The sequence below is a fragment of the Flavobacterium sp. LMO8 genome, from assembly GCF_009495755.1.
Taxonomy (GTDB): Bacteria; Bacteroidota; Bacteroidia; order Flavobacteriales; family Flavobacteriaceae; genus Flavobacterium.
Genome location: NZ_WIBJ01000030.1, coordinates 213851 through 239425, shown reverse-complemented (window position 1 = coordinate 239425; position 25575 = coordinate 213851). Strand labels below are relative to the sequence as shown.

Below are 25575 nucleotides of genomic sequence, written 5' to 3'. Positions count from 1 at the left end.
AAGTCGTCCCAACCTTTTTCCAACTTTTCTGCTCTATATAAAAAAGGGGAACAAGAACAAATTCAAGAACAAATTCAAATGCAAAACAATTTGATTTTTGAAATTGAAGTTGAATTTGATTTTTGAAAAAAAAACATTTTATGGATGTAAAACACATACAAGGCTGCCGAAAACAACACCGCGAAGCGCAACGCTTGGTGTATGAAACTATGGCGCCAAAACTCTACCGTTTGTGTAAACGGTATTTAAAAAAGGAGGAAGAAATAGAAGAAGTATTGGCCGATGCTTTTTTTACCATATTCACAAAAATAGAACAACTGAAAGAGGATTTGGCTTTTGAAGCTTGGGCTCGAAAAATAACCGTGAACAATTGCCTTTTACAAATTAAAAAGAATATCAACTTTAATTTGTATTTGGAAGATGTGAGTTACAATTCACAACCTTTAGCCGATGAAGTCACCGATTTAGAAGAAGAAGATTTGCTCAATTTACTCCAGTATATTCCTGATGGATGCCAAACGATTTTTAATTTATTTGTGATCGAAGGCTATTCGCACAAAGAAATTGCAGAACAACTTGGCATTAGTGAAGGAACATCGAAATCGCAATTGAATGCGGCAAAAAGTAAATTAAAAGAATTGGTAAGAACTTTTTATTATCAAAAAGCAAAATAATCATGGGAACAGAAGAAAAATTATATAAAAAAATACAACAAGCTGCCGAAAACGCAGAGCAAAAAGACTTTCCAGGAATGGAGAAGATTTGGGCACGCGTAGAAGACAAAATGGAAACACAAACGCTTCAAAAGGAAAAGCATTTGTGGAAAAAATTAGCAGTTGCAGCATCGATAGTTTTAGTCGGAACATTAACGTTTTTCTTACTACAAGAAAAAGAAAATATAATAATTCCAGAAAATACAATTACTACTATTGATTCATCAAAAAATATGATTCCAACACCAGAATCTGCGAATGGTTTAGTAAATACGAAACCGGAAATTAAAAAAGAAGCGGAGCAAATTTTGCAACAACAAATCGTAATTCAAAACAACATTGTAATTAACGATACAATTAATTATACTTCAAAAAAAGAAGTAATGATCCCTACTCCAATTGCCATGGAAGAAGTTCAAGAAGTGGCTAAGACGAGTTTAGTTCCGAGTTACAACAATAACGTTTCGAATTCAGCTACAACGAATAATTCAGGTTATTTGGCAAAAGGAAAACGTTATGATATTACAATGAATTCGGAAGAAACTACTCAAGAAAAAGATAAAAACGTTGCTAATGATGATTTAGTGGTTATTGATGGAAAAGTGAGTAAAAAACCGCTATCAAGTTTATTTGATAATAACGAAATTGAATCAATAATCGAATTAAAAGAACCAATCTATTATATTAACGGAGTAGAATATTCAGAAGAGTCACTATTTGGAGAAAATCCAACAAGTCCGTATGCACCTTTGAGTAAACAAAAAATCGACACCATTGTTATTTTACAACCTGAAAAAGCTATTCCGATTTATGGTGAAAAAGGAAAAAAAGGAGTTGTGATTATAACTACAGTTGGGGGAAAACCAAAAAACCGTCCTTAAGAAAATAATCTTTCTATTAACTTAAATTCAATATCATGAAAAAAGTAAAAACCTTTTCGTTAGCCATTACTATGCTAATTTCTTTCCTGAGTTTGGGGCAAGAGATCAACGGAAAAAATAAATTTAAAGAATATGAATTTTTTATGTTAAATAAAGAATATGAAAACTATGATGATGTTATAAAATCTAATGGTTTTAAAAAAGTTTCTGACACTTCATTTACTTTATCTAATTCAGATTACAGATTGACACAAATTAGAAAAAAATCAAAAATACTTATATTGTTTAGCAAAATAAATTTGAATTATGAAACAGATGAAGCCAACGAATCTCTAACTTTATTAGATACTTTACAAATTAACTCTTTGGATGATAATAATTTTGTTACCATAGGTTATTGTGAATTGGACGGTTTAATACCAGAGCAAATAATTTCACTAGTAAAAAAAAGTAAAAAGGAATATTTGGAGATGATTATAAAATCTTGGAAAGTAAATGAAAAAACCATGAGAATAGAAAAAATCGTTGATGTTTCTAAAATAAAATGCATAAATGAGCATTTTGAATACTCGGAGTAAAAAATAAATTACAACCACAAAAACGGAAAACCATCCGTTAAAAAAACTAACATCTTAAACTCAATATCATGAAAAACGTAAAAAACTTTTCGTTAGGGATAGCTATGCTATTATCTTTCCTTAACTTCATCACGCTAAGTAGCTTTAATTCAATCAACAACACAAAAGTTACGATTACTGGAGTAGTTTCAGACGAACTAGGTCCGATTGCAGGAGCTAACATTCAAATTAAAGGTAGCAAGACTAAAACCAATACCGATTTTGATGGAAAATACAAAATTGAAGCCAATGAAAATGACATTTTGGTATTCACTTACACTGGCAAAAAAACACAAAAAATTACCATCAAGAAAAATCTGGTTGTGAATGTTTTCTTGGAAGATGAAGTTCTAACAGGTAGAGACGTAGAAATTGTGGGCGCAATTGACATTAAAAAGAAACAAGATGCAATTACATCTTCTAATCAAGTGGTAAAAGGAGAAGAAATTAGACAATCAGCAAATCCTAATGTGGTGCAATCATTATCAGGTAAAGTTTCGGGATTACAAGTTAACAATACTAACAATGGTGTAAGTCCAACGACTCGAATTGTATTAAGAGGAAATCGTTCTGTTGGGGGAAACAATGAAGCTTTAGTAGTAATCGATAATGTAATTTCGGATGCTAGAACTTTACAAGCGTTACCTCCTGAAGTAATTGAATATACGAATGTTTTAAAAGGCGCTCAAGGCGCTGCATTGTATGGTGAACAAGGTGTTAATGGAGCTATCATTGTATTAACAAAAAAAGGGCTAAGTGCAGAAGAAAAAAAGAAAGTTCAAGAAACTATAGCTAAATGTCAGACACCAATTGTTGTTCCAAACGAAACTAGCTCTAATGAAGATTATGATTCATTTATAGAAAACTCGTTTACAAATCCTAAAAACGAACCACTTTCAACATTTTCAATTGATGTGGATAATGCTTCCTATACGAATGTGAGACGTTTTATCAATAACGGACAAGCAGTACCGAAAAACGCTGTTCGTGTAGAAGAAATGGTGAATTTTTTCAAATACAATTATGAGCAACCAAAGTCGAATCATCCGTTTTCGATTCACACGGAATATAGTGAAAGTCCTTGGAACGAGAAACACAAATTAGTAAAAATCGGGTTACAAGGAAAACATATTGATAGTGATAATTTGCCGAATTCTAATTTTGTTTTTTTAATTGATGTTTCAGGATCGATGAGTGCTCAAAACAAATTACCATTATTGAAAGAATCAATGAAAGTTTTGGTAAGTCAATTGAGAGAAAATGATAAAGTTGCAATTGTTGTATATGCCGGAGCAGCAGGGTTAGTCTTACCTCCTACTTCAGGAAATAATAAAGAAACCATTATCAAATCATTAGACAATTTGAACGCTGGTGGAAGTACGGCTGGTGGTGCCGGAATCGAATTGGCATACAAAATTGCTACAGAAAATTTCATCAAAGGAGGAAACAACCGCGTTATTTTGGCTACGGATGGTGATTTCAATGTAGGCGCTTCTTCCAACAAAGACATGGAAACTTTAATTGAAGAAAAACGTAAATCAGGTGTGTTTTTGACTTGTTTAGGTTACGGAATGGGAAATTACAAAGACAGTAAAATGGAAATTTTAGCCAATAAAGGAAATGGAAACTATGCTTATATCGACAACATTCAGGAAGCGAATCGTTTTCTAGGAAAAGAATTTAAAGGAAGTATGTTTGCGATTGCAAAAGATGTGAAAATTCAAATTGAATTCAATCCAAAACACGTTCAAAGTTACCGATTAATTGGTTATGAAAACCGAAAACTACGTCCAGAAGATTTTAAAAATGACGCGATTGATGCAGGTGAACTAGGAAGTGGTCACACCGTTACAGCTTTGTATGAAATAATTCCTGTTGGAGTTGAAAGTAAATTTACCAATGAAATTCCGGATTTAAAATATACAGAAACCGTAAAATCGACTAAAGATTATTCTAATGAATTGGCTACGATAAAATTTCGTTACAAAAAACCAGATGGCGAAAAAAGCATCGAAATGGTTCAGGTAATTGAAAACAAATCGATTGCTTTACAAAGTACAAGCGAAGATTTTAAATTTAGTTCAGCTGTGGCTTGGTTTGGATTAAAATTAAGAGATTCAAAATTGGTAGAGAACAAATCATCAGTTGCTATAAAAACATTAGCTTTACAAGGAAAATCAATTGATGCAGAAGGTTATCGTGCGGAGTTTATTCGTTTGGTGGAAGCGGTTAATTAAATTTATTATGAAAAAGAAATTTATAATTCTATCTATTCTGTTGTGTTTGACACTTCAAGCGCAAGAGAAAAAACAAAACGACACTATCAAAATCGAAATTAATTCAAATACCAAAACGATTTATGTTTTAGGCGGAATTGCTTCTGTAATCACAAAAGAAGATTTAGCTTTTGCTAAAAAATACAATATTCAATTTCACGATTTTGGTTGCATTGCTCCTACCAATTTTAAGGAATATGAAACTAAAAATGAATTGGTTTTTAATTATCTAAACAAAACTTATGGAAAACAATGGCAAAAGGAAATCAAACCAAGTGTTTTAGGTTTTGAGAAGTGGAAGAAAAAATGAGTTTTGGAATAAAATTTGAAGTCAATATTTACAAAACGGCATCATGAGAATTGTACTTATCCTACTCGCTTCATTATTAATTTCTTGTAAAGAGAAAATTGAAATAAAAACTAATTTACCTCAACAAGAAAAAGAGAAAAGTCTTACTGAAATTTTATTAAATCTAAGCAAAACTGATACTATACCAAAATTAGACTTATCTCATAAAAAATTAGACTCACTTCCTGATTTAACTATGTTTAAAATTATTGCATTGGATTTATCATACAATAATTTAGATACAATACCGCTTAGTAAATTACCTTTGACATTGAGAAAATTGAAATGTACAGATAATAAGCTAACTAAATTTATGATGATGAATTATAAAAATAGTGTCATTCCTGAGTTACAACCATATCACAATTCGGATTTGAATTTAGAAGAAATAGATTTATCCAATAATCAATTAAAAGTTGTAACTATTAAAATGCTTTCTATTCAGAAAAATAAAATTTTACCTAAAAAAATAATAGTTTCAAATAATAAAATTGAGAATCTAGCTACAAATGACAATATTCATTATTTAGACATTTCCAATAATCCAAATATTAATCCTGAAGTTTTATTTGCTGTTGAAAAAATTGATACTTTAATACAAACGAACAATCCAAAAAAATTAAAAACGAAACGAATTCCTCGACCAACAAAACCAATTATTTGTACATTAGAGGTAATTTATAAAACATTCCCTAAATCATTAAAATGAGATTCCTTTGGAAAAACAAAATTGAGTAAAAACTCCTAACTAATTACTCCAAACTCAACACTATTTTTCAATCTCTTTCAAAGAATCCATTTTCTTGTGTGCTAAGAATCCTTTGATGTCTTCGAAATGTTCTTTTACGCGTTTGTTTCCAAATTCAAATACTTTTTCTGCTAAACCATCTAAGAAATCACGGTCGTGAGAAACTAAAATTAAAGTACCATCAAAATCACGTAAAGCATCTTTGATGATGTCTTTCGTTTTCATGTCTAAATGATTCGAAGGCTCATCTAAAATTAGAAGATTTACTGGTTCTAATAATAATTTTATCATGGCTAAACGCGTTTTTTCTCCACCAGAAAGTACTTTTACTTTCTTTTGAATATCGTCACCTTGAAACATGAATGCTCCCAAAATATTTTTTATTTGTGTACGAACATCTCCAACGGCAATTCTATCAATCGTTTCGAAAATAGTTGCATTTTCGTCTAATTGTGCGGCTTGATTTTGAGCAAAATAGCCAATTTGTGCATTGTGACCAATTTCTACAGAACCACCATTAATTTCGATTTCTTTCATGATGGCTTTAATCATAGTTGATTTTCCTTCACCATTTTTACCCACGAAGGCTACTTTTTGTCCGCGTTCTATAACCAAATTTGCATCTTTAAAAATCAAATGATCACCATACGATTTTTCTAAATCTTTAACAATAACAGGATATTGACCTGAACGAGCCGATGGTGGAAATTTTAATTTTAATGCTGAATTATCAATTTCATCCACTTCAATAGGAACAATTTTTTCTAACATTCTAACACGCGATTGCACTTGTTCGGTTTTAGAAAAAGTTCCTCTAAAACGTTCAATAAACGCTTGATTATCGGCAATGAATTTTTGCTGCTCTTCGTATGCTTTTTGTTGGTGAACACGTCTGTCTTTTCGCAATTCTAAGTAGTGAGAATATTTAGCTTTGTAGTCATAAATTCTTCCCATTGTAACTTCAATAGTACGATTGGTGATGTTGTCTACAAATGCTCTATCGTGCGAAATTACCATAACCGCTTTGGCTTGCGTAATCAAAAATTCTTCCAACCATTCGATACTATCCATATCTAAGTGGTTGGTTGGCTCATCTAAAAGAATTAAATCGGGTTTTGTTAAAAGAATTTTTGCTAATTCAATACGCATTCTCCAACCTCCAGAAAATTCTTTTGTAGGGCGATTGAAATCTTCTCTTTCAAAACCTAATCCTTTTAATATTTTTTCAACTTCAGCTTCGTAATTTACTTCTTCAATTGAATAAAATTTTTCAGATAATTCCGAAACGCGTTCAATCAATTTCATGTACTCATCACTTTCATAATCGGTACGAATCGTTAATTGCTCATTGATTTCGTCGATTTCTTTCTTCATATTCAATACATCAGCAAACGCTTTTGATGTTTCTTCCATCACGGTACAATCATCAGAAGTCAATAAATGCTGAGGCAAATAAGCAATTACAGCATCACTTGGCGCCGAAATTACACCACGAGTAGGTTTGTTTTCTCCGGCAACAATTTTTAAAAGCGTAGATTTTCCTGCTCCATTTTTACCCATTAAGGCAATTTTATCATTTTCATTAATGGCAAAAGTTACTTCGCTAAAAAGAGTTGTTCCACCAAATTCTACCGCAATGTCGTTTACTGTAATCATTTTTTAAAGTAAAAAGTTAGAAGTAAAAAGTAAAAGTCTTTTTACTGAATTTTTTGAAGGTGCAAAGATAGTTGAATTGGTGTTTGTAGCAATAAACTAATTCTAAAAAGATTAATTATTCTTTAACAATTGTATTTTGAAATCACTTTAATTTCTTATTATCTTTGATTAAATTAATATTTAAATAATTATGAAAAAGATAGTTTTATTCGCATTTGCGATTTCAATAATTGCGGTAAGTTGTAAAAAAGAAGAAAAAACTGAAACACCAACTGAAACTCAAGAAAAAGTTAGTGGTTTAATGATTGTAAATGATTCTACCAAAGTAAACTGGACAGCTTATAAAACCACAGAAAAAGTAGCTGTTGGCGGAAGTTTTACAGAAATAACATTAAAAGAAACCAAAAAAGGAAATACACCTGAAGAAGTTTTGGAAGGTGTTTCTTTTTCAATTCCGGTAAGTAGTTTGTTTACCAACAATCCTGATAGAGATTATAAATTAAAATCTATCTTTTTTGGTGCTTTAAAAGAAAAAGAATTATTAAGTGGTGTATTAAACTTTAGAGACAATAAAACTTTTTTAACTATTTCTATTAATGATATGGTAAAACAAATTGAAGTTGCATCAAATTATTCTGGTAAAAAATTTACTTTAGAAGGCAAAATAGATTTAGTTGATTTTGGTGCAGAAAATGCAATTGAAGCAATAAATACCGCTTGCTATGATTTGCACAAAGGCTCAGATGGAATAAGTAAAACTTGGTCTGAAGTTGCTCTTAAAGGCAGTGTATTATTTGAATAACTACAAAAACACGAAACAAAAAATCCCGCAATTACGGGATTTTTTGTTTTATAAACTCATTCTAAATTCTTCTAAAACTGGACTAATTTTTCCGTAATAACGTTCGTCTACAAATAATTCTACTGCTAAATCTGTATTGCCAAAACCTGCTAGACGAGCTGATTGCAAATTGTCTTTTTTAAGAACATCTACACCAACCGCTTCAATTTTTTGTTTTAATGTTTCGGCTAAAATTTCACTTCCCGAAAAAACTTTCATCATTCCCATAGTTGTATATTTTTTAATTATTCTTCAGATTCAAAAAAAAGTGGTTCTATCATTATTCTGTCTGCTAAAATTTCAACTCTTTCGGTAATTTGAGAACAGAAAAACAAACGTTGTGTTTTTTCGGCACTCATTGAAAGTCTTTGAATAATGGAATCCTCGCGTTTACGCAACATTTCTTCTACATCGTCAACTACAAACATTTTAATGGTATTCATATTAAAACCGGCAGAAGAAAACATTTCATTAATGCGAATTGGCGTTCCAATTAAAACATCCATTCCTAACGAAATTTGATTTTTATCGTAATCCATATCGCCTTTTTCATGCACTCCAAAAACACGTAAATTGGTATAATGATTCATTTTTTTGAATATTTCCAAAGCTTCTAAGACTTTTTCTTTGTCTTGAACCAAAACCAAAGCACGTGTACTTTCTCCCACTGGTTTTTCCATTCTTTGAATTACATTCAATAAAATAGTAGTGGTTTTTCCAGAACCGTTTGGTGACTGAATAACCGCATCAACACCACTTTTAATGGTTGAAAATGTTTCTTGTTGTAACTCATTTGCCTCAATCAAGTCGATTTCAATTAACGCTTTCTGAAGGTTGGAATTTATTTTTTTTAATTGCATTTTTATTTTGTAATTAGTGAAGAGTGAATAGTAATTAGCAAACTATTCACTAATTACTAATCACTTTTTACTTGGTATTATTTACTCGCAAATAGTTGCACGTCTTGTTCTGATATTTCACTTCCGCCTAAAATAATTAAGCGTTCTACTACATTTCGTAATTCTCGAATATTTCCGGTCCAATCGTATTCTTGTAATAATTTAACGGCTGATTTGGAGAAGTTTTTTACTGCATTTCCTTGTTCTGAAGCAATTTTAGCAGTAAAATGCTCAATTAATTCTGGAATATCATCTCTTCTATCATTCAAAGCAGGAACTTTGATTAAAATCACCGCTAATCTGTGATACAAATCTTCTCTGAATCTTCCTTCTTCGATTTCCTTTTTTAAATCTTTATTAGTAGCTGCAACCACACGAACATTCACTTTTATGTCTTTGTCTGCTCCTACCCTTTGAATTAAATTTTCTTGTAACGCACGTAAAACTTTGGCTTGAGCTGGCAAACTCATATCCCCAATCTCATCTAAGAAAATGGTTCCGCCATCAGCTGCTTCAAATTTTCCAGCTCTGTCTTTTACAGCTGAAGTAAAAGCACCTTTTACGTGACCAAACAATTCACTTTCAATCAATTCTGACGGAATAGCAGCACAGTTTACTTCGATTATAGGAGCAGATGAACGCTCGCTTCTTTCATGTAATTGATGCGCTACTAATTCTTTTCCAGTTCCATTTGGACCTGTGATTAAAACTCGGGCATCAGTTGGAGCTACTTTTCCAATCATAGTTTTGATATGATTGATGGCTTCGCTGTTTCCTATCATTTCGTAGTTTTTAGAAACTTTCTTTTTCAAGATTTTGTTCTCTACTACTAATTGTTTTTTATCTAGTGCATTTCGTACCGTATTCAATAAACGATTCAAATCGGGTGGTTTTGAAATGTAATCAAAAGCTCCTAAACGCATTGTATTTATTGCTGTTTCCAAATCGCCATGACCAGAAATCATAACCATTGGAATTTCAGGTTTTATTTTTTTTACGGCTTCTAACACCTCAACACCGTCCATTTTTGGCATTTTGATATCGCAAAGAATTAAGTCATAATCTTCATTTTTGACTTTTTCAACTCCTTGTAAACCATCTTCCGCTTCTTCAACTTTATACGAATCATTTTCTTCGGAAAGTATTTTAGTCAATACTCTTCGAATTGCTGCTTCGTCTTCTATGATAAGGATTTTACTCATTCTTTTTTTAAGTTAGAAGTTTATGAGGTTATAAGTTTATGAGGGTTTTGAAAACTTTTAAACTCCTAAACTATAAACTTTTAAACTCTATTTAATATTTCAACCATTTATATAATTCTTTCCAAGTTGGTTTTTTTCCGTACATTAAAATACCTACTCGGTAGATTTTTGCCGCAAACCAGACTACAAAGATAAACGTTCCGTACAATAAAACTACAGAAAGTGCTAATTGCCATAATGGCACTCCAAAAGGAATACGCATTAGCATCACAATTGGCGAGGTTAATGGAATTAAAGAGAAGACAACTGCAACAGTTCCGTGAGGATCATTCATAACTGTTAAAAAACCAACATACACAGCTAACATTAAAGGCATAATGATAGGCATTAAAAACTGCTGCGAATCGGTTTCAGAATCTACTGCAGCACCAATAGCGGCATAAAACGAACTGTACAAAAAGTAACCTCCAATGAAGAAAACTACAAATGAAATTAAAATTGAAGCCACTGGGATTTCGTTCATATATAAATGAATTTGATCCATGAAATTTGTTGCTACTTCTGCTTGTTCGGCTGTAATTTGCGATGTAGCCACCGCTTCTTGATTGCCTCCCATAAAGAATGAAGCGCCAATCATGATAGCACCGCCAAGTACAATCCAAATTAAAAATTGCAAAATTCCTGCTAATGATGTTCCGATAATTTTACCCATCATTAATTTGAAGGGTTTTACCGAAGAAATGATAATTTCGATAATACGATTGGTTTTTTCTTCGATAACACTTCGCATTACCATGTTTCCGTAGATAATAATGAACATCATAATTAAATATCCGAAAGCGAAACCAATAGCAATTTTAATTTCGTTTAAGAATTTCAACCCATCTTCACCTGAAAATTTCGCAAATTGAACTTCTGATTTGATTTTCGCTTTTTCAATTGTATCGGCATCAAAACCTAACTTTTTTAAATTTTCTTTGTTCAATTTAGTATCGATAACTTTTTGTAAATTCATTAAGAAATCCATTTTTGGACTATCATCTGAAATATACGTTGTTTTAGTAGCTAATTCCTCTACATTTTGTACTTCTGGAACATAAATTAAACCTTCAAAAGCGTTACTTGAAGAATCTTTTGCCTTGTCATATGACAACCCAGAAAGGTTTACATATTTAATGTCTTCCGAATTTTTAAAATCGTTTACAAACACACTGGCTCTATCGTGAACGCCAATTGTTTTTACATCGCCTTTATTTACACTAGATAAATAAGCAATTAGAAAAGACATTCCTACTATCAATAATGGTCCTAAAAACGTCATTACGATAAATGATTTATTGCGCACTTTTGCAATAAATTCTCTTTTGATAATTAAAGATAATACGCTCATAATTATTGACTAACAGTTTGAATGAATATATCGTTTACACTTGGTATTTTTTCCACAAAATGGGTAACTTGACCAAATTGAGTTAAAATAGTAAGTAATTCGTTTGAATTTGATTGACCCAAATGCACTTCTAATTTTAAATCATCGTTTAATGATTTGAAATTGGTTTGACTAATAGTAAATTTCTGAGTTAACTGTACCATCAAACCTTCTATATTGTTTGTTAAAATTCCAATTTGAAATGTATTAGAACGAAATTGACGTTTTACATCTTCTAATTTTCCTTCGATTAATTTATTCGATTTGTGAATTAACGCAATGTAATCGCACATTTCTTCTACAGATTCCATTCGGTGTGTAGAAAAAATTACTGAAGTTCCTTTTTTATTTAATTCGATGATTTCATCTTTGATCAAATTCGCATTAACTGGGTCGAAACCAGAAAAAGGTTCATCTAAAATAAGTAATTTAGGATTATGTAAAACTGTTACAATAAATTGTATTTTTTGTGCCATTCCTTTTGAAAGTTCCTGAATCTTCTTATCCCACCATCCTTGAATTTCAAACTTTTCAAACCAATATTTTAATTGTTTTTTAGCCTCAGCTTCTGGCATTCCTTTTAGTTGCGCCAAATACAAACACTGCTCGCCTACTTTCATGGTTTTATACAAACCTCGTTCTTCGGGCATATAACCAATATATTGTACATGTTCTGGCTTTAACTTTTCGCCATCCAATAACACCACACCACTATCAGGCATCGTAATTTGGTTGATGATACGAATAAGAGATGTTTTTCCGGCTCCGTTTGGACCTAAAAGCCCGTAGATACTTCCTTTAGGAACTTGTAGCGAAACATTGTTTAGAGCGGTATAATCGCCATATTGCTTTACTACGTTTTGTACTTCGAGAATATTGCTCATAAATTGAGTGATTTTGTTTATTTATTAGTAGCAAAAAGAGGAATTTGTTACAAAAAAAACCCACCCTTTATTGCTAAAGGATGGGAAAAATTGCTATGAAAAAGAAAAACTCACTCTCCTAAGAAAGTGAGTTTCAAATGTATTAATATTTATTTAATTATGAAAACATATCTTTAACTTTTTCAAAAAAAGATTTGTCTGACTTTTCTGGTTTCGGAATAAAGTTTTCATCTGTAAGCATTTTCTCAAAAAATTGCTTTTGTTCTTTGTTTAATGTCTTTGGTGTCCAAACGTTTACATGAACTAGTAAATCTCCGTTTCCATAAGCATTTATACTTGGAACACCTTTTCCTTTTAATCTTAATATTTTACCCGATTGAATTCCTTCTTCCAACTTGATACGTACTTTTCCTGAAACAGTATCAATTTCTTTAGAAACTCCAAGAGCGGCTTCGGCAAAACTAATGTACAAATCGTAGTGTAAGTTTTCGCCTTCACGTTTTAAGAATTCGTGTTCAACTTCTTCGATAGCAACAATTAAATCACCTGGAATACTATTCGTTCCTGGCGCTTCGTTACCTTTTCCTGCAACTTTCAATTGCATTCCATCAACTACTCCTGCTGGAATTTTGATAGAAACGGTATCCTCTTCTAACAACATTCCTTGTGCATCTGCACCAGCTGGTTTTTGGTCTAAAATTTGACCCGAACCACTACAAATATGACAAGTAGTTGCAGTTTGCATTCTACCTAAAATAGTGTTAGCAATTTTCATGATTTGTCCAGAACCATTACAAGTAGGACAAGTTCTGTAGGTTACACCTTTAGCCTGAACTTTACGTTTTACTTTGACTTTCTTTTCAACTCCATTAGCAATTTCTTCCAAAGTTAATTTCACTTTGATACGAAGATTACTTCCTTTTACTCTACGTTGACCTCCGCCACCGCCAAATCCAGAAAATCCGCCACCACCAAAAGCGCCACCAAAAATATCACCAAACTGACTGAAAATGTCATCCATATTCATGTGTTGACCACCGCCAAATCCACCACCGTCAAAAGCTTGGTGACCATATTGATCGTATTTAGCTTTTTTGTTGGCATCGCTTAAAACTTCATAAGCTTCGGCAGCTTCTTTGAATTTTTCTTCCGCTTCTTTATTGCCTGGATTTTTGTCAGGGTGAAACTCGATTGCTTTCTTACGATATGCTTTCTTAATTTCTTCTGGTGTAGCATTTTTTGAAATGCCTAATATTTCGTAAAAATCTTTTTTCATTACATCTTGTATTATAATATGTAGAAAAAGACAAGTTGTGACTTGTCTCTACGGTAAAAATTATTGTCCGATTACAACCTTTGGGAAACGAATAATTTTGTCTCCTAATTTGTACCCTTTTTCAATTACGTCAACAATTTTACCTTTTAATTTATCATTTGGTGCTGGAATTTGCGTAATAGCTTCAGCAAAATCGGCATTAAAAGCGTCTCCTGCTCTAACTTCAACTTCTTCCAAACCTTTAGAAACTAAAGTACTTCTTAATTTATCATGAATCAATTGCACACCTGTTACTAATGCTTCATCATCAGACTTAGAAACTTGTGCCCAAGCTCTGTCAAAATCGTCTAAAACTGGCAACATGGCTTGTAAAACTTCTTGATTTGCTGTTTTAAACAAATCGATGCGTTCTTTGGCAGTTCTTCTTTTATAATTTTCAAATTCAGCAAAAAGACGTAGAAATTTATCTTTTTCGTTACTTAATTCTTCTTGCAATTGTTCTTCTACCGACAAATCTGGTGTTGGAATTCCTTGATTTTCTGAAACATTTTCTTCATTAATGTTCTCCTTTTCGATGTTTTCAGTACTTTCTTGATTCATATTTTTGAATATTTTTTTAAACATTTTTACTTTAGTAAATGGGATTGCAAATGTATTGCCAAATGTATAAAAATGTCAAATTGTCAGGAATTTATTTTAAAAATACTATTTCAATAAATCATTCAAAGCTTTATCTAAGGATGCGAATTTGAATTGGAAATTTTCATCTAAAAGTTTGCGACAACTTACATGTTGACTCGAAAATAAGATTTGGTGCATTTCGCCTAATATCAATTTCATTACAAATTTTGGAATATTGGGTAAAAACAATGGTTTTCCTAGAGTTTTAGCAATCACTTTTGTCAACTCTGAATTGGTAACAGGATAAGGCGCCACTCCATTATAAATACCAGGTAATCTATTTTCCATAACAAATTGGAAAATAGCTACTAAATCTTGAACATGAATCCAAGATTGGTATTGTTCTCCTGAACCAAACGCTGCTCCTACTCCATATTTTATCGGTTTTGCCATTTCTTGTATAGCACCACCGTTTTTAGCAAGTACAATTCCGATTCTAATTTTAGAAACAATTATTTCTAATTTTTCAAACTGACTGACTTCGTTTTCCCATTGTTTCACAACATTACCAAGGAAGAAAACATCTATATCTAAATCGGTTTCATGGTAGATATCGGTTAAACTATCTGGATAAATTCCAACAGCTGAAGCCGAAATGATTTGTTTTACTTGATGGGAATTCTTTTGAAGTGTTTTATATAACAATTGAGTTGAAAGTACACGGCTTTCAATAATTTCTTCTTTATAAGCTGTGGTCCATTTTTTTGCCACATTGGCCCCAGCCAAATGAATGATAACTTCAACGTCTGTTAAAGCATTAGTATCAATTTCAGCGTTTTTAGGATTCCAATAAAAACCTTTGTAATTATTTTGTGAAACTAATTTAGATTTCGATGTAGATAAATAATGAATTGTATATCCGTTTTGAAGCAACAAATTCACCAATTCTTGTCCAACCAACCCCGTAGCTCCTGTAATTAATACTGTCATTTTCTTTTTCCTTTTTCTCAAATTTACTATCAATAAATAAGGAATGAAAGTAAATTAACTTATGTTTAGGATTAGTTTTAAGTTATGAGTTGGAAGTAGAAAATTTTAACCTCTAACTTTAATTGTCCATTCGAATTGCATTTCCGAAACTTGTTCTCCTTTTTCGTTTTTACCAATTGAAGTTAGCCAAATAGTTTGTCCTTCATTAGTAGCTACTGCTTTTTGAATGGTTTCTTTAATAGCGTTTCCTTGATTACAAGTAAATGTAATTCTTCCCGTAGCTTTTTTAGTAAACATACTTTTATTTTGAGCTACCAACATTGAAATATTAGTTCTACTTTGTTTAATTTGATACATGACTAAAGCTCCGGTTGTAAACTCAGCTGCCATGGCTTGCACAGCAAAATACATGGAGTTAAATGGATTCTGGTTGAACCAACGATGCTTTACAGTTACTTCACAAACTTCTGGTGAAATTGACTTGACGCGCAAGCCACTCCAAAAAGCAGAAGGCAGTTTAAAAAAGGTAAATAGATTTAGTTTTGCAGGTGTAAACTCCATAATTCATTGATTTATTTTGTAAAAATACAAAAAATACTATGCATTCCTACTATTTTTTTAAATGTTAATTTTATGTTAAATATAAGTACTATGCGTAACAAGATACCTTCTTTTAGACTTATCTTTGTATAAGAAATTAATAGGTAATCTAATTTCAATCATCAAATCAATCATTGCGCAAGCAAAACAAATCAAAAAATGAACAGTCTAATTAAAAAAAACAAGGGGAATTATGAACATTGAAAACACTAAAGCACAAATGCGAAAAGGTGTTTTGGAATTCTGTATCTTATCGGTCTTAAAAGAAAAAGATGCATATACTTCTGAAATATTGGATACGCTAAAAAATGCTAAATTACTAGTTGTGGAAGGCACCGTTTACCCACTACTAACAAGGCTAAAAAACGATAACTTATTAAATTATCGTTGGGAAGAATCCACATCGGGACCACCAAGAAAATATTACGGTTTAACCGATGAAGGCAAAGAATTTTTACAAGAATTAAATGGCACCTGGAAAGAATTAGCAGATGCAGTAAACATAATAACAAGTCAAAACTAAAGGTCATGAACAAAACAATAAGTATAAATTTAGGAGGTTTTTTCTTTCACATCGACGAAGATGCCTATCAAAAATTATCGCGTTATTTTGATGCGGTGAAGCGTTCACTTTCGCCTGATGGAAGAGACGAAATCATGAAAGATATAGAAAGTCGCATTGCCGAACTTTTCCAAGAACGGTTAAAAAACGACAAACAAGTAGTAGGTTTAAGCGAAATCGAAGAAGTAATCTCGATTATGGGACAACCAGAAGATTATAAAATTGACGATGAAAAAACATCATACCAATCTAGTTCTTCTTCATCAACTAATTTTTATTATCCGTCAAAAAGATTGTATAGAGATAAAGAAAACGGAATGATTGGTGGTGTAATGGCCGGTTTAGGTCATTATTTAGGCATAGATACATTGTGGTTAAGAATCTTAATGGTGATATTATTCTTTGGATTTGGAACCGGATTATTTGTATATATCGTATTATGGATTTTAGTTCCAGAAGCGATTACCACGACTCAAAAATTAGAAATGAAAGGGCAACCTATAACCATCTCTAATATCGAAAAAAAAGTAAAGGAAGGTTTTGACGATATTACTTCGAAAATAAGTAGTATCGATCATGAAAAGATTACTAATAGTGCAAAATCTGGCGCTTCAAGAATTGGATCATCAATAGAGGAAGTTATTACCACAATATTCAAAGTATTTGCAAAAATAATAGGTTCATTTATCTTATTTTTCTCAGCAATAGCATTGTTAGGCATTATTATAACAAGCATTATTATGATATTTTCATCAACAATGCCAGAGAACTATATTTTAAATCACATTCAAACACCTATTGGGTTAGAAACACCGCTTTGGGCACAAGGAATACTATTTTTAATAGGTTTTGGAATTCCGTTATTTTTCTTATTCATTTTAGGATTAAAATTAATGGTTAACAACTTAAGATCTATAGGTAATTATGTAAAATATAGCTTATTAGCTGTTTGGATTATTGCAGTAGGAATCATTATTTCTTTAGGAATCAACGAAGCTTCTCAATTAGCTTTTGATGGAAAATCGGTTCAAAAAGAGGTGTTTACGATTGCGCCTACAGATACATTGAAAATCAAATTCAAAAACAATGATTTTTATTCGAAAAGCAATTACAGAAATCATGATTTCAAAATAACACAAGATGAAGGCGATAACGAAATCATCTATTCAAACAATGTAAGTATTGAAGTAAAAGAAACCGATGCTGCTGCTCCATATATGTTAATTGAAAAATTAGCTAATGGAAAATCAACTTCTCAAGCTAAAAAAAGAGCAGAAAAAATAAAATACAATTATAAAATTGAAGGAAACACCATCGTTTTAGACAATTATTTACTAACAGCAGTTGAAAATAAATTCAGAGGACAGGAAGTAGAAATATACTTGTATTTACCTAAAGGAACGATCTTCCAAACTGACGAAAGTTTTAGTAATTTTGACACTAGTCATTACGAATTTTTCGACATTGATGAATACGATACAAAAAATCCAGTTTTCAGGGTAGATGAAGATAAAGTAAAATGCTTGAATTGTTTAGCTGAAGAAATTGACGAAAACATAAGTATAAATGTTGGAATTGGTGACACTTCTGCTTCAATATATTATGATGAAAACGGAGTTTTAGTCAAAAAAGTAATAAACACTGACAAAAAAGGTTTGGTCACAAAAAAAGAAGAATATATTATTGAAGCAGATGAATTAGAAAAAAAGATTTACAAGGAAGTCAAAGAACAAAAGAAATAGATTTAATTAAAATCAAAAAATATGAAAACGACATTAAAATTAGTAGCTCTTTTGCTTGTTATTACATTAACATCATGTTCTGGCAATATTAACCTGAGCGGTGGAGTTGAAGGAAGCGGAAATGTAATCACCGAAAAAAGAAGCATAAATACTTCGTTTACTAAAATTGATGCCAGTACAGGTGTTGAAGTAATCGTAGAACAAGGCGCAACTACCGAAGTAGAAGTGGAAGTAGATGACAACTTGATGGAACACATTGTAACTAAAGTTGAAAATGGAACTTTAATTGTAAAAATTGAAGGAAACATTAATACAATGGAAAATGCAATTGTTCGTGTAACCACTAAAACCATCGATGGATTAGAAACTTCAAGTGGTGCTACAATTAGTTCAAAAAGTACTTTAAAAGGAACTAATTTAGCTTTAAAATCAAGTAGCGGAAGTGAAATTCATGCAGATATTGAATATGAAAAAGTAAGTTGCGAATCAACAAGTGGTAGCGAAATAAACGTAAGCGGAAAAGCATTGGCTTTAGACACAAAATCGTCGAGCGGAAGTGAAATAGATGCCAAAGATTTAGCTGCAAACGAAATTACAGCTCAATCTACAAGTGGAAGCAATACCACCGTAAATCCAATTGTACTGTTAAATGCAAAAGCCTCAAGTGGAAGTTCTATTGATTATGTTAAAGAACCAAAAAAAATTATTAAAGAAGAAACCTCAGGTGGAAGTGTGAGCCTTAACTAATTAACAAATAATTAGTATTTAATTAACAGCTTTATTTAAAGCATTTTATAATTTTACAATACTATTTCAACCATAAATTTCACTCTCATGATTAAGTTGATTATTCAAGTCGTAGAATTTGTTTTTACTTTAGTGGTAAATCTAATAGATTCAATTATATAAAACTACAAAAGCATCAGTATTTAAACTGGTGCTTTTTATTTTTATGTTCGTTTTCTATCAAGTTTTTTTGTTAATCTATTTCAGTAAAAATAAAATTGGAACAAATTTTGTGTATGTTTGTGATATAAAAATTATTACAAAAATGACAAAAAAAATATCTTTTCTATTTGCACTTTTATTTATCACTACAATTACTGTAGCTCAAAAAAAAGAAAAAATTAAAGGTTCAAAAATTGTAACGGTTTCGGTTAAAGAAATTCCAGCTTTTGAAAATATTGAAATCAATGACAATTTTGAAATCTTCTTAGTAAAAGCAGACAAGCCTTCTTTAGAAATTGAAGCTGACGATAATCTTCACGACATTATCAATTACGAAGTTGCCGGTGGTACGTTAAGAATTACCTCTTTACGCGATGCCTTTGGAATGAAAAAGTTTGCTGTTCGAATTAATTATACTTCGGAATTAAAGTTAATTACAGCAAAAAATGAAAGTTCTGTTCATGCTTTAGCTGATTTAGATTTAGAAAACATTACCGTTAAAAATTATGATAATTCTAGAGCATTTTTAAATGTAAAAGCAAATTATTTTGCTTTAGTTTTAAATGATAAAGCAGAAGCAGAAATCAACGTAAAAGCCGAAAACACATCATTAGAATTAAGTAAAAACACAGAATTAAAAGCTTTAGTTACTTCACCAGAGTTTAAACTAGATATGTACCAAAAAAGTCAAGCTACTATTGAAGGAAATTGTAATAATGCTAAATTAAGATTAGATAATTCTTCTTTACTAATTGCAAAAAAATTAGTTATTGCAACTTTAGATTTAACGATGGAAGGTTATGCAAAATCTTTTATTAATGTAACAAATAATCTTACTTTATCAGCATCAGGAAAAACAGAAGTAGAACTTTTAGGTGAATCAAAAATTCAAATTAATGAATTTAAAAATAATGCTAATTTGTCTAAGAAAGAAAAATAAAAAAATTATATTATAAAAAAGGGATACAAGTTAACTTCTATCCCTTTTTTATAATTAATTACAAAGACTTTAATTAAGCTTTACCAGCAGCAATTAAATTTAAAGCAGAACCAGCCACAAACCAACCAATTTGACTATCGTTGTATGTGTGATTCGCTAAAATTATATCTTTAGTACCATCAGCATGAACAAATTCTAATGACAAAGGTTTTCCTGGTGCAAATTCGGTTAAATCTAAGAAGTTAATCGTATCGTCTTCTTGAATTTTTTCATAATCTGATTCGTTAGCAAAGGTTAAAGCTAACATTCCTTGTTTTTTCAAATTGGTTTCGTGAATACGTGCGAATGATTTTACCAAAACCGCTTTTACTCCTAAGAAACGAGGCTCCATAGCCGCATGCTCACGCGAAGAACCTTCTCCGTAATTATGATCTCCCACAACAATCGAAGGAACACCCGCCGCTTTGTAAGCTCTTTGAACAGCTGGAACTGCATCATAAGCACCAGTCAATTGATTCTTAACGGAATTTGCTTTTCCATTGAAAGCATTTTCTGCACCAATTAACATATTATTTGAAATATTATCCAAATGTCCTCGGAAACGTAACCATGGTCCAGCCATTGAAATATGGTCAGTTGTACATTTTCCGAAGGCTTTGATTAGCAATTTAGCTTCTGTATAATTTTTACCATCCCAAGCCTCAAATGGCGCTAACAATTGTAAACGATCTGAAGTTTCAGAAACGGCAACTTGTACGCTAGAACCATCTGCTGCAGGCGCTTGGAAACCTGCATCTTCTACATCAAAACCTCTTTTTGGTAATTCATCACCAAATGGAGCGTTTAATTTAACCGCTTCACCTTTATCATTCAATAAAGTATCGGTTAATGGATTAAAATCTAATCGTCCTGAAATTGCTAAAGCAGCTACCATTTCGGGCGATGTTACGAAAGCGTGTGTATTTGGATTTCCATCGGCACGTTTTGAGAAGTTTCTGTTAAACGAGTGAACGATGGTGTTTTTTTCTTGTTTGTCCGCTCCTTCTCTGTCCCATTGTCCAATACATGGTCCGCAAGCATTGGTAAATACTTTAGTTCCCATTTTTTCGAAATCGGCAATTATACCATCTCTTTCAATCGTATAACGAATTTGCTCTGAGCCTGGATTAATTCCGAATTCAGCTTTTGGAGTGATTCCGTGTTCTACCGCTTGTCTAACAATAGAAGCAGCACGCGCCATATCTTCGTAAGAAGAGTTGGTACAAGAACCAATTAATCCCCACTCTACTTTTAAAGGCCAACCGTTTTGAGCTGCTTCCTCTTTCATTTTAGAAACCGGAGTTCCTCTATCTGGAGTAAATGGTCCATTGATGTGTGGTTCTAATTCTGATAAATTGATTTCGATTAATTGATCAAAATATTGTGCAGGATTGGCATAAACTTCGGCATCAGCTGTTAAATAAGAAGCTACTTTATCAGCAGCATTTACAACATCCTGACGACCAGTCGCGGCTAAATATCTTCTCATAGAATCATCGTAACCAAAAGTTGAAGTGGTTGCTCCAATTTCAGCTCCCATGTTACAAATAGTTCCTTTACCAGTACAAGACATAGCTTCTGCACCTTCACCAAAATATTCTACAATAGCTCCCGTTCCACCTTTTACAGTTAAGATATCAGCTACTTTTAAAATGACGTCTTTTGGAGCAGTCCATCCAGATAATTTACCTGTTAATTTTACTCCAATTAATTTTGGAAATTTCAATTCCCATGACATTCCTGACATTACATCAACTGCATCCGCACCACCAACACCAATGGCTAACATTCCTAAACCACCAGCATTTACGGTATGAGAATCGGTTCCTATCATCAAACCTCCTGGGAAAGCGTAGTTTTCTAAAACGATTTGGTGAATAATTCCTGAACCTGGTTTCCAAAATCCAATTCCGTATTTGTTTGAAACGGATGAAAGAAAATCAAAAACTTCTTTGGATTGTTTATTAGCTAATGCTAAATCTTCTTTTGCACCATTTTTTGCTAAAATTAAATGGTCACAATGTACTGTTGTGGGAACTGCTACTGTCTTTTTCCCAGCATGCATGAATTGTAATAAAGCCATTTGAGCCGTTGCATCTTGACAAGCCACTCTATCTGGAGCAAAGTCAACATAATCTTTACCTCTTGTGAATACCTGAGTTGGCATTCCTTCCCATAAATGCGAATACAAAATTTTCTCAGACAACGTTAATGGACGTCCAACAATGTCTCGAGCTTTATCCACTCTAGCCGCCATATTAGCGTACATTTTTTCAATCATTTCAATATCGAATGCCATAATAATTATTTTATTTAGTTATGTTATTTTCAACCTTCTAATTTACGAAAAAATGGACAGATAAAAAACAAAAAAAAGCCTAAGCAGAACTTAGACTTTTAATTGATTATTATAATTGATTATATTATCCTACCAACAATTTGTGAGATGGAGCAAACTTAGTTAAGTTGATTCCTTCTACTGCAAGCTTGTACTCTTCAATAGAAGGTGTTCTACCTAAGATTGTTGATAAAACTACTACTGGAGTAGATGACAATAATGATTCTCCTTTTTTCTCTGCAGAATCTTCTACTACACGACCTTGGAACAAACGAGTTGATGTAGCCATAACCGTATCTCCTTTAGAAGCTTTTTCCTGATTCCCCATACAAAGGTTACATCCTGGACGCTCTAAATACAACATGTTTTCATATTCTGTACGTGCAGCACCTTTTGGAGCATTGTCGTCAAATTCGAAACCTGAATATTTTTGTAATACTTCCCAATCACCTTCTGCTTTTAATTCGTCAACAATGTTGTATGTTGGAGGAGCAACTACTAAAGGCGCTTTAAACTCTACTTTACCTTGTTGTCTTTCGATATTTTTAAGCATTTGGGCTAATATTTTCATATCGCCTTTGTGCACCATACAAGAACCGATGAATCCTAAATCTACTTTTTTATCACCTCCGTAGAAAGAAAGCGGTCTAATAGTATCGTGTGTATAACGTTTAGAAACATCTTTATTATTTACATCTGGGTCAGCAATCATTGGTTCCGCAATTTGATCTAAATCTACTTCAACTTCTGCATAGTATTTTGCATTAGCATCTGGACGTAAAGCTGGTTTTTCACCTGATCTGATTTCAGCAATTCGTTTGTTTGCTCTATCAATTAATCCTTGAAGTACACGGTTTTTGTTGTCCATGCCTTTATCAATCATAATTTGGATTCTTCCTTTTGCAATTTCTAAAGATTCGATTAACGTTTCATCTTCAGAAATACAAATAGAAGCTTTGGCTTTCATTTCGGCAGTCCAATCTGTAAATGTAAATGCTTGGTCAGCAGTTAATGTACCTAAATGCACCTCGATAATTCTACCTTGGAAAACATTTTCTCCACCAAATTTATGTAACATTTGCGCTTGAGTAGCATGAACCACATCACGGAAATCCATATAACTTGCCATTTGTCCTTTGAAAGTCACTTTTACAGATTCTGGAATTGGCATTGAAGCTTCACCTGTAGCAAGAGCCAAAGCAACTGTACCTGAATCTGCACCGAAAGCAACTCCTTTAGACATTCTTGTATGAGAATCTCCACCGATAATAATTGCCCATTCGTCAATTGTAATATCGTTAAGTACTTTGTGAATTACGTCAGTCATCGCATGATAAACACCTTTTGGATCACGAGCTGTGATTAAACCGAAGTCGTTCATGAATTGCATTAATTTTGGAATATTAGCTTGTGCTTTTTTATCCCAAACAGAAGCTGTATGACAACCTGATTGATACGCTCCGTCAACAATTGGAGAAATCACAGTCGCTGCCATCGATTCTAATTCTTGAGCTGTCATTAAACCCGTAGTATCTTGCGAACCTACGATATTTACCGTAACACGAACATCAGAACCTGCGTGTAATGCTTTTTTAGAAAGGGTTCCAACTGCATTTCTATTGAAGATTTTTTCAACTGCCGTAAGTCCTTGTCCTTCAACTGAAACTTCTTTTGAAGGTGCGTAAACTAAAGGCGCTTCAATTCCTAATGTTTTAGCAGCAAAAGTTTGGATTTTTTTACCAAAAACAATTGCGTAAGAACCACCAGCTTTGATGAATTCCATTTTCTGAGGCGTAAATGCTTTAGAAATGTCAATTAATTCTTTGTCTCCGTTATATAATTTTTTTGTTTTTGTATTGATGGTAAGAACCGTTCCAGTTGCTACAGAATATACTTCTTCTAAAACCGGATCACCACTTTCATTACGAACTACTTCACCATTAGCATCTGTCTTTTTTACCCAGTTTTTAAGATCTAAACCAATACCACCAGTTACATCAACTGTAGTTAGGAAAATTGGAGAAATTCCATTTGTTCCTCCTACGATTGGAGCAAAATTTACAAATGGTACATAAGGACTTGCTTGTTTACCTGTCCAAAGTGCTACGTTATTTACACCCGACATACGAGAAGAACCTACACCCATTGTTCCTTTTTCTGCAATTAACATTACAGATTTATCTGGATGTTGTGCTTGTAATGCTTTGATTTCGTCTTGAGCTTGAGGCGTAATCATACATTTACCATGCAATTCACGGTCAGAACGCGAGTGCGCTTGATTACCTGGAGATAATAAATCGGTTGAAATATCACCTTCTCCAGCAATGAATGTTACTACTTTAATTTCTTCAGCAATTTCAGGTAGTTTTGTAAAGAATTCTGCTTTAGCATAACTTTCTAAAATTTCTTTAGCAACGGCATTTCCTTTTTCAAAAGCCTCTTTAATACGAGCCATGTCAGCATCGTAAAGATAGACTTGTGTTTTTAAAACATCCGCAGCTTGCTTTGCAATATTTGAATCATTTCCTAAAGCTAAATCTAATAGAACCTCAATTGAAGGCCCACCTTTCATGTGCGATAATAATTCGAATGCAAAAGTTGAAGTAATTTCAGCAACTGTTTCTTGACCAAGAATAATTTCTTTTAAGAATTTTGCTTTAGCTCCAGCTGCAGGAGTTGTTCCTGGTAATGTGTTATAGATAAAAAACTTTAAACAATCTTCTCTGTTTACATTGTTTGTATCTTTAATTTGAGCAATAATTTCGTTTAACAAATCAGCTCTATCAATTGGTTTTGGGTGTAATCCTTGACCTTTTCTTTCTTCAATTTCTTTAATATATTCTTTATAAAGATTCATTTCAGTAGCTAATGCCATACTATAAATAAGTTAATTAGTGTTTGTTGTATTTTTTGGTGGCACAAATTTAATAAATCTTAATCAAATTTAAAAATTTTTAATAAAAAGCCTAAATAATAGAAAATTAACCTGTATTTATTTATTTTTTGTGAATATTATTTAATTTT

The 25575-nt window shown here is 32.2% G+C and carries 23 protein-coding genes; 11 read left to right on the top strand and 12 right to left on the bottom strand.

The window, feature by feature from the left end; genetic code table 11:
- The first annotated feature begins 140 nt into the window (after positions 1-140).
- From GFJ94_RS07355 to GFJ94_RS07330, 6 genes are all read left to right on the top strand, one after another.
- Positions 141-674: an RNA polymerase sigma factor gene (locus GFJ94_RS07355; protein ID WP_153200905.1), complete on the top strand. Its 534-nt coding sequence runs from the start codon at positions 141-143 to the stop codon at positions 672-674.
- A 2-nt stretch (positions 675-676) separates the two neighbouring features.
- A complete protein-coding gene (locus GFJ94_RS07350) occupies positions 677-1594 on the top strand; it encodes a hypothetical protein (protein WP_153200904.1) in 918 nt (305 codons plus the stop codon).
- Between the two features lie 35 nt (positions 1595-1629).
- The gene (locus GFJ94_RS07345; protein WP_153200903.1) at positions 1630-2172 is read left to right on the top strand and encodes a hypothetical protein; all 543 of its coding nucleotides are present in this window, start codon (positions 1630-1632) and stop codon (positions 2170-2172) included.
- A 68-nt stretch (positions 2173-2240) separates the two neighbouring features.
- Positions 2241-4448, top strand: a complete 2208-nt coding sequence (locus tag GFJ94_RS07340; protein ID WP_153200902.1) for a VWA domain-containing protein — start codon at positions 2241-2243, stop codon at positions 4446-4448.
- Between the two features lie 7 nt (positions 4449-4455).
- Positions 4456-4797 (top strand): hypothetical protein, encoded by a 342-nt coding sequence (locus GFJ94_RS07335; protein WP_153200901.1) that lies wholly within the window; start codon positions 4456-4458, stop codon positions 4795-4797.
- A 43-nt stretch (positions 4798-4840) separates the two neighbouring features.
- Positions 4841-5545, top strand: a complete 705-nt coding sequence (locus tag GFJ94_RS07330; RefSeq protein WP_153200900.1) for a hypothetical protein — start codon at positions 4841-4843, stop codon at positions 5543-5545.
- Between the two features lie 60 nt (positions 5546-5605).
- Here the strand turns inward: GFJ94_RS07330 and GFJ94_RS07325 are convergent, their stop codons facing one another.
- A complete protein-coding gene (locus tag GFJ94_RS07325) occupies positions 5606-7240 on the bottom strand; it encodes an ABC-F family ATP-binding cassette domain-containing protein (RefSeq protein WP_153200899.1) in 1635 nt (544 codons plus the stop codon).
- Between the two features lie 190 nt (positions 7241-7430).
- Between GFJ94_RS07325 and GFJ94_RS07320 the strand changes: the two genes are divergently transcribed.
- Positions 7431-8042 carry a YceI family protein gene (locus GFJ94_RS07320; protein ID WP_153200898.1) on the top strand — a complete coding sequence of 204 codons (612 nt, stop codon included), beginning with the start codon at positions 7431-7433 and terminating at the stop codon, positions 8040-8042.
- A 48-nt stretch (positions 8043-8090) separates the two neighbouring features.
- Here the strand turns inward: GFJ94_RS07320 and GFJ94_RS07315 are convergent, their stop codons facing one another.
- From GFJ94_RS07315 to GFJ94_RS07275, 9 genes are all read right to left on the bottom strand, one after another.
- Positions 8091-8309, bottom strand: a complete 219-nt coding sequence (locus GFJ94_RS07315) for a DUF2007 domain-containing protein (protein WP_153200897.1) — start codon at positions 8307-8309, stop codon at positions 8091-8093.
- A 17-nt stretch (positions 8310-8326) separates the two neighbouring features.
- Positions 8327-8941 carry a DEAD/DEAH box helicase gene (locus GFJ94_RS07310; RefSeq protein WP_153200896.1) on the bottom strand — a complete coding sequence of 205 codons (615 nt, stop codon included), beginning with the start codon at positions 8939-8941 and terminating at the stop codon, positions 8327-8329.
- Between the two features lie 77 nt (positions 8942-9018).
- On the bottom strand, positions 9019-10182 hold the full coding sequence (locus GFJ94_RS07305) for a sigma-54 dependent transcriptional regulator (RefSeq protein WP_153200895.1): 1164 nt from the start codon (positions 10180-10182) through the stop codon (positions 9019-9021).
- Between the two features lie 91 nt (positions 10183-10273).
- Complete coding sequence (locus GFJ94_RS07300; RefSeq protein WP_153200894.1) at positions 10274-11572, bottom strand: ABC transporter permease; 1299 nt, start codon at positions 11570-11572, stop codon at positions 10274-10276.
- A gap of 2 nt (positions 11573-11574) precedes the next feature.
- On the bottom strand, positions 11575-12495 hold the full coding sequence (locus tag GFJ94_RS07295) for an ABC transporter ATP-binding protein (protein ID WP_153200893.1): 921 nt from the start codon (positions 12493-12495) through the stop codon (positions 11575-11577).
- Positions 12496-12652: 157 nt separating this feature from the next.
- Positions 12653-13771: a molecular chaperone DnaJ gene (gene dnaJ / locus GFJ94_RS07290; RefSeq protein ID WP_153200892.1), complete on the bottom strand. Its 1119-nt coding sequence runs from the start codon at positions 13769-13771 to the stop codon at positions 12653-12655.
- A 60-nt stretch (positions 13772-13831) separates the two neighbouring features.
- Positions 13832-14395 (bottom strand): nucleotide exchange factor GrpE, encoded by a 564-nt coding sequence (locus GFJ94_RS07285; RefSeq protein WP_153200891.1) that lies wholly within the window; start codon positions 14393-14395, stop codon positions 13832-13834.
- Between the two features lie 81 nt (positions 14396-14476).
- Positions 14477-15382, bottom strand: coding sequence for a TIGR01777 family oxidoreductase (locus GFJ94_RS07280; protein WP_153200890.1), 906 nt, complete (start codon positions 15380-15382; stop codon positions 14477-14479).
- Positions 15383-15487: 105 nt separating this feature from the next.
- A complete protein-coding gene (locus GFJ94_RS07275) occupies positions 15488-15943 on the bottom strand; it encodes a DUF4442 domain-containing protein (protein WP_153200889.1) in 456 nt (151 codons plus the stop codon).
- A gap of 232 nt (positions 15944-16175) precedes the next feature.
- On the opposite strand from GFJ94_RS07275, the gene GFJ94_RS07270 reads away from it, so the two are divergent.
- The 4 genes from GFJ94_RS07270 to GFJ94_RS07255 all read left to right on the top strand — a co-directional run bounded on the left by GFJ94_RS07270 (position 16176) and on the right by GFJ94_RS07255 (position 20174).
- Entirely contained in the window at positions 16176-16505 is a 330-nt protein-coding gene (locus GFJ94_RS07270) for a PadR family transcriptional regulator (RefSeq protein ID WP_153200888.1), read from the top strand.
- Between the two features lie 5 nt (positions 16506-16510).
- The gene (locus GFJ94_RS07265; protein WP_153200887.1) at positions 16511-18286 is read left to right on the top strand and encodes a PspC domain-containing protein; all 1776 of its coding nucleotides are present in this window, start codon (positions 16511-16513) and stop codon (positions 18284-18286) included.
- A 21-nt stretch (positions 18287-18307) separates the two neighbouring features.
- On the top strand, positions 18308-19033 hold the full coding sequence (locus GFJ94_RS07260) for a head GIN domain-containing protein (RefSeq protein WP_153200886.1): 726 nt from the start codon (positions 18308-18310) through the stop codon (positions 19031-19033).
- A 304-nt stretch (positions 19034-19337) separates the two neighbouring features.
- A complete protein-coding gene (locus GFJ94_RS07255; RefSeq protein WP_153200885.1) occupies positions 19338-20174 on the top strand; it encodes a GIN domain-containing protein in 837 nt (278 codons plus the stop codon).
- Between the two features lie 73 nt (positions 20175-20247).
- Here GFJ94_RS07255 and GFJ94_RS07250 read toward each other — a convergent pair whose 3' ends face one another.
- On the bottom strand, positions 20248-22512 hold the full coding sequence (locus tag GFJ94_RS07250; RefSeq protein ID WP_153200884.1) for an aconitate hydratase: 2265 nt from the start codon (positions 22510-22512) through the stop codon (positions 20248-20250).
- 124 nt (positions 22513-22636) lie between these two features.
- On the bottom strand, positions 22637-25408 hold the full coding sequence (locus GFJ94_RS07245; RefSeq protein WP_153200998.1) for a bifunctional aconitate hydratase 2/2-methylisocitrate dehydratase: 2772 nt from the start codon (positions 25406-25408) through the stop codon (positions 22637-22639).
- Positions 25409-25575: the final 167 nt, after the last annotated feature.